Genomic DNA, 12,184 nt, shown 5'->3' with positions numbered 1-12,184 from the left:
GGCAGGATGCCGACGCCGAGCGTACAGGGATGTATTCACAGCGTGTCTGGCAACCCAACACCCTGCTGCTCGGTCTAGCCGAATAAATCTGAACTACATGAATAAACATTGAGGAAACGGTTATGAATAACCCCTATGGCATCGAAGCCCTTTGGAGTCAGGGCGACATGGTGATCAAATCGGTAGCGGTAATGCTGCTGTTGATGTCCATCGCATCCTGGTATGTGATTGCGGTGCGCTCCTGGGGATTATTCAGATTGCGTAAACCCTCGCGCGCGTTAGGCGACTTTTGGCATGCGCAAAGTTTTGCGGAGGGCCTGCACATTCTCGGTGATAACCGCGACGATAATCCGTTTCGTCGTTTGGCCGAAGAAGGCCAGGCCGCATTGGATCATCACACCAATCACAAAACCGATCTGCATGGACACCTGCCTTTGGCCGAATGGTTGACCGCCTGTTTGCGCGGCTCAATTGATGAAAGTTCAGAGCGTTTGCAACGCGGCCTGGCGATTCTGGCTTCTGTTGGTTCAACTGCGCCGTTTATCGGTTTGTTTGGTACCGTGTGGGGTATTTATCACGCGCTGGTCGGCATTGGTGTGTCCGGTTCTGCCAGTATTGATAAAGTCGCCGGGCCAGTGGGTGAGGCGTTGATCATGACCGCGTTTGGTCTTGCAGTGGCAATTCCGGCGGTACTGGGTTACAACGCGCTGAATCGCGGCAACAAGGGTATCCTCGGCAAACTCAATCGTTTCGCACACCAGCTACACGCCTACCTGATTACCGGTGCACCGCCGGCCAGCAGTAAATCCAGCACGCTCGTGACCAAACTGGATACACGTAAAATTGCGCAAAAAGAGGTGAGCTAAGATGGCTTTCGGCGGCGGACTCGACGACAACGAAGAAGTCATGAGTGAGATCAACATGACACCCCTGGTAGACGTGATGTTGGTATTGCTGATTATTTTTATCATCACCGTGCCGGTACTCACCCATTCAGTCAAAGTGGACCTGCCACGCGCGGATAACACCATCAATGAAATCAAACCGGAAACGGTTAACCTCGCAGTGACTGCAGATGGTGTTTTTCACTGGAACGAAACCCAGGTCACCCTGGAAGAACTGGAACAGCGTTTGAACGTCGCGGCGACGCAGGAACCGCAACCGGAAATCCATATTCGCGGTGACCGGCAGGTGGATTATGAACACGTCATCAACGCCATGGCTGCCGTGCAAAAAGCCGGTATTCTAAAACTCGGCTTCGTCACCGAACCCGCCCACTAATTTAATAAACCCCGTAGGTCGGATTAGGCGGAACGCCGTAATCCGACAACACACTCGCTATAACCCAATTAAAATTTTAAGCAACAATTTTGCAGAAAAAGCATATGCCTACAGCAAACCTGATATTCCCCAAAAACCGAAATAAATCCTCATTTATTACCAACCCTTTACGCTACACCCCCAAACAAACAATTCGTCATGGTTTCCTGATACAAGCCCACAAAATTTCATAAAACCACGGGAAGATCCAAGCGAAGCGGATTGCCTGTGGCGCAATATTCAACTAATATACATACAACTCTCAAGGATAACCAACAGAGCCACTGCCGGCATTATTCGTTACCTGAATAGCCTCATCCGGCACCACCTATGGCATCACCGATGCCAGTCTGAAAAGGATGCCTTAACCGGCACTCGCACAAAAGGCACTTGCTGCTAAGAGTTCCTGACACCCAAGGGTTACACAAGAATTTTTTAATTCTTGCGCTATCGCTGTGCCTGTTGCACGGCATTTATCGATATTTTGATTATTTCACGGAGGAGGCCAACAAAAGAGAACTCCTCCATGCTCAATTTTCTAAAAAATTTGAAAACGCTTGCCTGTGTTTTTTTCTTCGGCCTGACCTCACCCTGCTTTGCAGCAAACAACACCATTGATGTCCTCGTGGTTTATACCCAAGGGGTTTATGACATCTACGGTGAAGATACCGAGACGCGCATCAACCACCTCATTCAATTTACCAATCAGATATACCGTGATAGCCAACTTGATGTGGAGCTTCACCTGGCGGGACTCATGCAGGTGAATTACACCGATGACAATGACGCAGCAACCGCATTACAGGACATTACCTTTGCGCGCGACGACGCCCTGAAAGATGTGCAGGCTACACGAGAAGCAACAAAAGCCGACATGGTTATTCTCTACCGTCCATTTAAAGATGTGCACGGCAGCTGTGGCCAGGCATGGGTGGGCGGCACAGATAGTCAGGGGCATTTTTCTGTCGAGCATGACAAGCACTATATGTACTCGCATATTCCGATCAACAGTTGCGGTGATTTTTCTACTGCCCATGAACTGGGTCACAACATGGGGCTCAAGCACTCACGCTTACAAGACGGCAAAGGTGGCACATTTGATTTCGCATTAGGCCACGGAGAGATGAATCAATTTGCCACCATCATGGCCTATCAAAGCACCTTTAATGTGGATTACTGGGATGGCAAAGCCTACAAATTTTCCAGCCCGGATTTATTGTGCAAAGGCCTTCCCTGTGGTGTATCGCGTGACGACATACATGACGGCGCTGATGCACGTTATGCGTTGTCTGTCACAATTCCGCAAATTGCCGACTTTTATATTGCTGCCGACAATGTTCCGCCTTCGTCGTCAAGTTCATCAAGTGCAAGCTCGCTCAGCAATTCCACTGAAAACAGCAACAATGCGAACATTAATAATTCACCGGCAACAGAGTCCGCCACCAATAGCAGTAATGAGGGCGGCGGCGGTGCAGTTAATATCCTTATGCTGTGCATAATGTCGGCACTTTCAACAATGATCCAGTTAAAAAATAAAAATGAAAAAAATTTAAAAAAACATTAATCATGCGCGATTTTATTTTTGAAATAAATTACAGCGAATTACAGATTTTTTTATTATTAATAATTCAAATTTTTCGTTGTGAAAAAATTATTTTTATAAAAACTAGATCTTGAAAAGCCATTGCTATCTTTTAATTATTCACTAGCATCAATGTTGTAGCAGTATGTCTTATTGGATTTCTGGAAGAGCATCTTGTTAAATTCTTGAAAGATGCGATGTGAGCAAGCTGGACTGTGAAGGAGCTGACTGTGATCAACCTATGCCTTTTTGTGTTTCACCTCTACCTACTTAACCACGCCCTGAATTCCCCCCCAGACTGACGGAAGTCATCTTCAATCCCCATACATCCCAAGCCAACACTTGATTACCTGTTTTTGCGCAGGTGATAGCCGTTGTCGCTTGTCCATTACAACATTCTTTTGTCAGGGTGATGCTCACCCTTACGAGGGCTGTTTATGAATACCTTTACTTTTTTAATCCGGTTTTCAGCTTTTTCCCTGATGGCAACGTGTCAGTGGGTATTGGCTGATGTGCGAGAAGAAGGCGCCTATCTGGGCGCGCGTGCAGGTTATTCCTATAACCAGGAATCTTGCCTGGAAACCAATATGGACTGCGACAAGGATGATGTCGGTTATGGCATTTTTGGGGGTTATGACTTCAATCCGCGCTGGGGATTGGAGTTTTCGCTCAATGATATCGGTGATTCAAAAGCGCGTTATCCCGACGGTGCACTTGAAGGCGACTTACGCTCCGCCGACCTTTCCCTGAAATACACCCACCCGTTATGGAAGCAGTTGGATATTTACGGAAAACTCGGTGCCGCTTATTGGGATGCAGAAGTCTCTGGCAATAATATTTCCATAAAAGACGATGGTTTTCGTCCATTGCTTGGTGCTGGCATTCAAGTACCTCTGTCGGCGCATTTGATCGGCCGGTTCGAATATCAATACATCGATCAAATCGGCAATGACACCATGGGCCACGCCAACCCACACTTTTTGGGGTTAGCACTGGTATGGCATTTCTCGCCGCTCAACCCACCGGCTAAACCCAGCGAACCACCGCCACCGGTTGTTGCAGTAGCACCGGAGCCGGAACCCATTGTTGAGCCGCAACCTGAACCGGAACCTTTGCGCATTGTTATCGATGAACAGATGGGCGGGCCATTATTTGAATTTGATAAAGCTGAAATCCGCAATACCGCAGCGATCGATCAAGTGGTCGATATGCTGTTGGAAAAAACGTATTTGCAAGTCAGCGTCATCGGTCACACCGATGCGCGGGGCTCTGCTGAATACAATCAACGCCTTTCTGAGACACGCGCCAATGTGGTTGCTAAATACCTGCGCGCGAAGGGGGTAACTCTGGATCGAATAAAAGTGTTCGGCATGGGTGAAGACCAACCGATTGCCGACAATGACACCGATGAAGGCAGGGCCAGAAACCGACGTGTGGAATTCATCATCACCGGCACGCAAACACAACGCTGATAACCCTTACCCCAATTTCAGACAGGTTATTATCATGAAAAATTTTTCGATATATTTACTGCTGATTGCCATCCTGGGTTTAACAGCCTGCGGTGGTGATGATGGATTTCCCCAAAACGGCGATGGTTCAGGCGGCTCAGCCTCGTCTGTCGCAACATCCAGTTCATCTTCTGCGTCATCCTCATTGCCACCCATTGATCCTGGCGAATTGCCTGACCAGGATGGTGACAGTATTATCGATACGTCTGATAACTGTCCGCTGGTCGCTAATGCCGATCAAGCCGATGATGATGCGGATGGGATCGGCAATGCCTGTGACAATGATCTTGACGGTGACGGTATCGTGAACCTTCTCGATAACTGCCCCACCGTAGGTAACCCCACACAATTGGATACAGATAACGACGGCATCGGAGACGCATGCGATGACGATCTCGACAGCGACAATATCCCCAACGATGAAGATAATTGCCCGCTATTAGCTAACGCAGATCAAGCTGATCAGGATGATGACGGCATCGGCGATGTATGTGACAGCGACAGCGACGGCGATGGCATTCCCAACACATCGGACAATTGCCCGGTTAACGCCAATGCAGATCAACTCGACACCGATAGCGATGGGATTGGCGATGTATGTGACACCAACACCGACACCGACGGCGACGGCATTGATGACGGTCTGGATAATTGCCCATTGATCAGCAATAGCCTACAGGAAGATACTGACAATGATGGGATCGGGAATGCCTGTGACGATGATCATGATAACGACGGCGTGACCAACGACACGGATAATTGTCCCAATACACCCAATGCCGATCAGGCAGATCAAAACAATGACGGTATTGGCGATGCGTGCGATAACGATATAGATGGTGATGGCATTGCCAACGCTCTCGACAATTGTCCCGCCGTCGCCAATCCCGATCAATTGGATACCGATAACGATACCCGCGGTGATGCCTGCGACGATGATCGCGACGGCGACAGTATCAGTAACGCTACCGACAACTGCCCGTCCATTCCGAATCTTGATCAAGCAGATAGCGACGGTGATGGCACCGGTGATGCCTGCGATACTGATCGCGATGGAGATGGCATCGACAATACCATCGACAACTGCCCGAACACAGCCAACCCGGATCAAACTGACACTGATGGTGATGGTATCGGTGACCTGTGCGATGACAATACTGACAACGATGGCGACGGTATTGATGATGCCAGCGATAACTGTCCGTTAATCACCAATGCTGATCAAGCCGACCTCGACAACGATGGCATAGGCGATGCGTGCGATACGGACGTTGATGGTGATGGCATTCTTAACCCGATCGACAATTGCCCGATGGTTGCCAACACCGACCAGGCAGACCTGGACAATGACGGGTTGGGCGATGCCTGTGATAGCGATCTGGATGGTGACGGTATCGTCAATGGCACCGACAATTGTCCATTGCTTACCAACGCTGACCAAACCGACACGGATGACGACGGGATCGGTGATGTATGTGATACAGACCTTGATGGCGACGGCATTATCAATACGCTGGACAATTGCCCACTCGCCGCCAATGCCGATCAACTGGATACGGACAATGACGGTCTCGGCGATGCCTGTGATGCCAACACCGATAGCGATGACGATGGCATTGATGATGCTTCAGATAATTGCCCGTTAATTGCCAACACTGATCAGGCCGATGCCGATAACGATGGCATAGGCGACGCGTGCGATAACGATCTGGATGGCGACGGCGTGGTGAATGCCAGTGATAATTGCCCGACCACAGCCAATGCCGACCAACTGGATACCGACGCTGACGGTATCGGCGACCTGTGTGATCCGCTTACCGACAGCGACGGTGATGGTATTGATGACGCGCTGGATAATTGCCCGCTCGTTGCCAATCCACTGCAAACAGATACCGACGGTGATGCCATTGGTGATAGTTGCGATGCTGACTCGGACAACGACGGTGTGTTGAACGACAGCGATAATTGCCCTCTGGTGGCCAACCCCGGCCAGGAAGACGGTGATGGCGACGAGATCGGCGATGCGTGCGACGCCGACAGTGACGGCGACGGTATTACCAACGACCTGGACAACTGCCCAATGGTTGCCAACGCGGATCAACTCGATACGGATGGCGATAACATCGGCGATGTTTGCGATGACGACCTGGACGGTGACGGCGTCACCAATGCACTCGACAATTGCCCGACCAACAGCAATCCTTCACAAGCAGATATTGATGGCGATGGCATCGGAGACGCCTGCGATCCGGTAGAAAATGTCGCCTGTGGACCTGGATTGTTGTTCGAGCCTGTGTTGGGCGCAAGCACGAACGTCGATACCGGTTTACGCGGTGTGCTGTGTATCGGTTGCGGTGTACTTAATCCGGCGAACCTGGCTAATACACTGGATACTGCTGCTGTAATGTCAACGCCCATCGCCGTGGCGGCGTCCGTGTGGGCAAGCGTGGAAGATACCGCGACAACCTACACTGGCGATCACCGCGTAGGCTTTCTGGTGTCGTTGCCCGTCGGTGTATTAGACCTGAGCTTGCTGAATAGCCTGGAAATCACAACCTACCTTGACGGTGTGGCTCAGGAAAGCAGCGCCAGTGGCGGGTTACTCGGCTTGCAACTGCTCAACCTGACGGGCGATGCCACACGACAAATGGTGATTATGGACACGACGGCGGATTTTGATGAAGTGGAAATTGAAAAAGCTGCTGTACTGGGTGCATTATCCAATCTGAATGTGTATGCGATGTGCGTGGCACCACCGTCACTCTAGGGAGAGCAAAACATTAAAGGCAGCATGATGCTGCCTTTAATGTTTATGAAGACTCATTTGGAAATAACTCTATTCAAGACAGGTTAAACGCTGCTGATCATTATGAGAAAAAATCAAATCGTCTTCGTCATTATTTTTGTTATTGTGATTGGTACATTTTATCTTTATTTTTCCCGTGACAATTTTCCCCAGGAAAAGCCATTGGCTGTATTTAATTCACCTGTTCAACAGGAAAATAGTGCCCGCAAGCCAGACGAGGCAACAGCCTCCAGCAGCGAACACAAACGTATTCATCCGAGCACAGCGAGTCCCCCAGCTGAACGCAAAAAATATCAACCACTCTGGAAAATAAATGATACAGGCGCGCTGCCGGTCTTCCCTTTACCAGAGCGCATTGTGGTGTACGAGCCCGTATCTCTGGATATGGAACTTCCCTACCCTTTACCCGGAGATACTATTGCCTTACCGCTACCTGAGGCAGAAAGCGCTTACGCAACCGTCGCTACCCACCACATCAGCCCCAATGGCGACTACTCCTGGCGCGGCCACCTCGATGGACACGGCGATGATTACCCCGTAGTCATGACTTACGGCCATCGCTCCGTCTTCGCCACCATCACCACACCGCAAGGCAGTTATACCCTGGAATCCATCAATGGTAGCGGCTGGATCTACAAAAACCCCGCGCCCGCCGAACTCTCAAAACCCGGCGCCGAAGACTTTATGGAAATCCCCCACACCAAACCGTAGGTCGGATTAGGTGGCACGCCGTAATCCGACAACCCTATCAAATCTCCATATCATATTCTTTCTTCATAGACGAACCATCCTTCTTACGATGCACATCAGTCGCAACATCGATACCATTGTCACGCATCAAATCCAACGCATTGTGAGAACCGGTGGATTGTTTATAAACCCCGCGTGCAAGCACGATAACCTTGAAAATATACTCATTGCCATTGATAGGCGCTTTGTAAATATTGTTCTGAAAATTGATCAATTCCTCCGCACATCCCACCGGCTTATTGGATGTGCCATAAGTGGAACTACAAGGCGATTTTGAAATACAGAGAATGACCTTGTTAACCGCCGGAGACACAGATAAAGAGCCGGTATCTCCTTTAATGGTTCTGATAAAAACGTCTTCCGCATGTTCACAACCATGCGTTTTCGACTTATTGTTTTTCATTATCCCCAGTGATTTACCCTCAGGATATTTATTGTTGATCAAAATGGCACTACCGTGCGTTTCCATGCCAGAATGGAACCACTGCTGATTGCTTAAATCACCGTCTGACTTTCCAAATGTGTATTTAGGTGGCATTTTTCGTCTTCCTATTACTTTATGAAGAGTGGATAGTATCAATAAATCTAAAGTCGCTTGAAAATTACCAAGAATTACAGCGATCACGGATTCTCGTTATCGAAAGTTCGCATATCAAAACTAATACCAATAATGGGGAACAGACACAACAGCTTGAACGGTCCAGGTATTGGGACCCGTAGTTATAGGCATTTGCCGAGATGGCAAGGTATGCGGATTCTGATTTAAATGAGGAACGTTTTGCTCATATTGCAGCTGAGGTATGCCTCCCTGACCAGGAACTTCATTCAATCGATTAATTTCAGCGGCTTGAGCAGCTCTGGGCAACAGTCTTAGGGGCTTCACTCCGCCAGCACAATGCGCTGCAAACCCCCGATTATTCGCAGCAATCCAATTACCATTATGGAAAAATATAGCTACCGGTAGCACGTCCGACGCATGTGGATTATTCAGAAACGTTTGTCCGTAATTAACAACATCCTGTCCTACGACGTTCGGCATGCCAACTATGGCTTGTTGATTTACATTCTGCGCTCCCTGAAAAGTTGGACCGATGCGCGTTTGACCAAACATGATTCTCGGGTAGGTGGTATAACCGGAAAAAATTTGCTTGATACTAGCAATATAACCTGAAAATTTCTTGTGCGTTACAACGACCATTTTGAGACGTAGATTTATAGAAACATCCCAAGCCCGCCTGCATTCCAAACTAAGGTTATGATACTGGAGATAATAATGATTAAATAAATCATAATTCAAACGTTCAAGCCTTGGGTTAGGTCCATCCCGCAATATTTCAGTAATGTAATTATATGTTGTCTCTAGTCGCTCAATCTGCATGATTCACTATTCCTTAACAAACATTGATATAAAGACATCTGCTAGAGGCTACGACGTCTTGATTAACAACACGAACACCTACATTTTAATGGCACCACTAAATCTATTTGCCGGAGTGACATAAAGAGAAGAACTTGTTATAAATCACCGGCATACACTCCTCCCATCTGCTCCATACCTCATCATTCGTTATAAGATCAGCCATAAAATGCGCAACATTGACACGGCTGGTTTTTCCCGGATCGAAGATAGCACTGCGCACGGGCGATGGATGAACGTCATATTCAGAAACACAGACTTCATCAACGAGTGTATCGGGCCTGACAACAACCCACGCGACTGATTTATCGTTAACGCTACCGCTGGTACGCAGGTAGTCCGCTGCCTGTTCGTTATCGACATGCGGTGGTAATAGCAGGCGAATCAAACCAACAATACACCGCTGACTAAACGAGATAGATTCAGCAAGATCGCGATTGCTGTTGCCGGCGGTATTCATCAAGACAAATTTGACAGGGCTTTGCGGCTGCGACACGCGGATAGTCTCGCACAAACGGCGGGTTGCTTCGGTGACCAGTTTGCGCGGCGAGCCATAGATTCCTTTGAACGTGAGGTTGTGTCCCAAACAGGATGCGACGGCGGTACAACCGCTGAGATGCTGTTTCATTTCCTCATCGCTGAGTTCGAGGATGCTGGCATGAATAATGGAGAGGGAATCGTGATGCCTGAGGCTGTCCGGCAAGCTTTCAGGTGCTCGGACAATCGCTTTGACGCGCTGGCCGCGATTCAATAACTCCTGGGTGAGTAGTCGTCCGGTTGCGCCGCTGGCACCTGCTATCAAAATCATCTTCCGTCCTTTTAATCAATGCAGCCCGTCATTTTCCACTTGCTGATATCAGGATTTTCTATCGAAAGCCCCACCCGTGCCCGACCCTCATCAAGGCTGCCCCGATCTTTTAAATACTAAAGCGACCCTTTGAATACTAAAGAAAAAGCAAAAGTAATCCTATTACAACGGGGTTACATGAATTTTTTGATCTCGATATACAACGTTGTCGTCAAAATGACCAGCTCATGCTAGCATGGCGCGCTTTTATTCAATATTCACCAATAACAATTGAATCTCCTAAATTCCTTACGGAAGGGGTCTTTTTATGTCTGGACGTTTCATTCGTAGTCTTGTCATTTTAATGTGCTTGGCAGTTGTTGCTTGTGGCGGTGGTGGTGGCGGCAATGATGGAGGCAATAACGGCGGCGGCGGGGGTGTAAACTCTTCTTCAAGCTCCAGTGCAGCGCCCGTGGATAGCGATGGCGACGGCCATCCCGATGCGCAAGACCGGTTCCCTAACGACCCTAACGAATGGGCCGATTCAGACAACGATGGCGTTGGCGATAATAGCGACGCCTTTCCCAATGATCCGAATGAAACAGTAGACACCGATAACGATGGTATCGGCGATAACACCGATCCAACTCCTCTAGGGCAACCCATCCATGCCTGGTCAACTTTTCAGGGCAATCCCGAACACACAGGCAAGGTCGACATTACGCTAAATACCAGTGATTTTCAGCAGCGCTGGAGCAAACCCCTGCAGCTTGCTTCGTTGCGCCAGGGCGCTGCGGGTGATGGTTATATCTTTTTCAACAGTGCCGGCCTGATATATGCATTGGATGCACACACCGGGGAGACGGTCTGGATGCAACCGCTGGGCGGGGATTATTTTTATAACTTCAACCAGCCAGCCTATGCAGATGGCATGGTCTATGTGCAGACGGGTGGCCACAGCGACGCTTATTTATGGGCCTTTAATGCTCATACCGGTGCACTGGTATTCCAGACGCCTCTTGAAGACCAATGGAGCAGCTTTTATGCACCGACTGTAGTTGATGGGACAGTCTATATTGGCGGCGGCTACTATGGCGGCATGTATGCCCTGGATGCCAAAACTGGTGCAGAGAAATGGTGGCAAACGCTCAATCAGTATGACCAGTTTACGCCTGCCGTCACAGGCGATTATGCGATAGCCTATACCGGTGATTATTCACCCGCATTGACTGTTGCCGATCGCCACACCGGCAACGTGCTGTTTCAAATCAGCGATCCGGATTTTGACTGGCATGGTTGGAGTATGAACCTTGCACCGGTGGTAGCAGGGGATTATGTACTGGCTAACCACTACGGCCGCCTCACAGCATTTAACCTCGCCAGCAAACAATTGACGTGGGCAAACATCTCCAACTTCCGCGGCCAACCCGTGGTCAACGGCAACCATTTTTATATCAACAACAATGGTGTACTGGAGTCCCGCCTTATCGCCACTGGCGAGTTGGTATCGAGTATTACCGGCTCCGATCCCTTCACTGACGACTTGTTAATTACCAACAATCTGCTGTTTGTTAGCGACAGCCAAAATACTTATGCCTACCAATTGGATACCGGCGAACGGGTTTGGACATTAACTGGAAAATCCGGCGGCTTACTGATGGCTGACGGTGCGTTAGTTATTTTTACGGCGGAGGGCGTTGTAGCAATTGATGTTGAAGGCGATATCGATGCTGATGGCTTGCCCGACTGGTGGGAAAAACGCTTCGGCAAAAATATCGATCCCGCCGGTGACATTGATGGCGATGGCCTGACTGGTGCACAAGAATTCGAGCTGCGCACCAACCCGTTGGTTGCGGACACGGATGGCGATGGTTTGTCGGACGGCGAAGAAGCCGATGGCAAAAGCTCTCCACTGAAAACCGATACCGACGGCGTGGACTTCCCAGATTTCACTAGACACCTAAAAGCCTCATAATCTAATTCCAAGATGAGGTGTCTATGTCAGGCAAAC

10 protein-coding genes are annotated in these 12,184 nt (G+C 49.1%); 7 read left to right on the top strand and 3 right to left on the bottom strand.

Annotated features, from left to right (window positions below; all coding sequences use genetic code 11):
- Positions 1–122: 122 nt before the first annotated feature.
- The 6 genes from ACSV5M_RS18320 (at position 123) to ACSV5M_RS18295 (ending at position 7,930) form a co-directional block, all read left to right on the top strand.
- A complete protein-coding gene (locus ACSV5M_RS18320; protein WP_439177961.1) occupies positions 123–866 on the top strand; it encodes a MotA/TolQ/ExbB proton channel family protein in 744 nt (247 codons plus the stop codon).
- Position 867: 1 nt separating this feature from the next.
- A complete protein-coding gene (locus ACSV5M_RS18315; RefSeq protein ID WP_439177959.1) occupies positions 868–1,281 on the top strand; it encodes an ExbD/TolR family protein in 414 nt (137 codons plus the stop codon).
- Between the two features lie 565 nt (positions 1,282–1,846).
- On the top strand, positions 1,847–2,884 hold the full coding sequence (locus tag ACSV5M_RS18310) for a M12 family metallo-peptidase (protein ID WP_439177957.1): 1,038 nt from the start codon (positions 1,847–1,849) through the stop codon (positions 2,882–2,884).
- 455 nt (positions 2,885–3,339) lie between these two features.
- Positions 3,340–4,374 carry an outer membrane beta-barrel protein gene (locus tag ACSV5M_RS18305; RefSeq protein ID WP_439177956.1) on the top strand — a complete coding sequence of 345 codons (1,035 nt, stop codon included), beginning with the start codon at positions 3,340–3,342 and terminating at the stop codon, positions 4,372–4,374.
- A gap of 34 nt (positions 4,375–4,408) precedes the next feature.
- Positions 4,409–7,180, top strand: a complete 2,772-nt coding sequence (locus ACSV5M_RS18300) for a thrombospondin type 3 repeat-containing protein (RefSeq protein ID WP_439177955.1) — start codon at positions 4,409–4,411, stop codon at positions 7,178–7,180.
- 102 nt (positions 7,181–7,282) lie between these two features.
- Complete coding sequence (locus tag ACSV5M_RS18295) at positions 7,283–7,930, top strand: hypothetical protein (RefSeq protein WP_439177953.1); 648 nt, start codon at positions 7,283–7,285, stop codon at positions 7,928–7,930.
- Positions 7,931–7,967: 37 nt separating this feature from the next.
- On the opposite strand, the gene ACSV5M_RS18290 is transcribed toward ACSV5M_RS18295, so the two are convergent.
- From ACSV5M_RS18290 to ACSV5M_RS18280, 3 genes are all read right to left on the bottom strand, one after another.
- A complete protein-coding gene (locus ACSV5M_RS18290) occupies positions 7,968–8,594 on the bottom strand; it encodes a hypothetical protein (protein WP_439177952.1) in 627 nt (208 codons plus the stop codon).
- A gap of 33 nt (positions 8,595–8,627) precedes the next feature.
- Positions 8,628–9,347, bottom strand: a complete 720-nt coding sequence (locus ACSV5M_RS18285; protein WP_439177950.1) for a hypothetical protein — start codon at positions 9,345–9,347, stop codon at positions 8,628–8,630.
- Between the two features lie 103 nt (positions 9,348–9,450).
- Positions 9,451–10,194 (bottom strand): NAD(P)-dependent oxidoreductase, encoded by a 744-nt coding sequence (locus ACSV5M_RS18280; RefSeq protein ID WP_439177948.1) that lies wholly within the window; start codon positions 10,192–10,194, stop codon positions 9,451–9,453.
- A gap of 307 nt (positions 10,195–10,501) precedes the next feature.
- Between ACSV5M_RS18280 and ACSV5M_RS18275 the strand changes: the two genes are divergently transcribed.
- The gene (locus tag ACSV5M_RS18275) at positions 10,502–12,148 is read left to right on the top strand and encodes an outer membrane protein assembly factor BamB family protein (protein ID WP_439177947.1); all 1,647 of its coding nucleotides are present in this window, start codon (positions 10,502–10,504) and stop codon (positions 12,146–12,148) included.
- Positions 12,149–12,184 lie beyond the last annotated feature (36 nt).

The organism is Cellvibrio sp. ARAG 10.3 (assembly GCF_051846955.1).
Classification (GTDB): Bacteria; Pseudomonadota; Gammaproteobacteria; order Pseudomonadales; family Cellvibrionaceae; genus Cellvibrio.
Note: the sequence above shows the minus strand (reverse complement) of the source record. Positions and strands in the feature narration are given on the sequence as shown.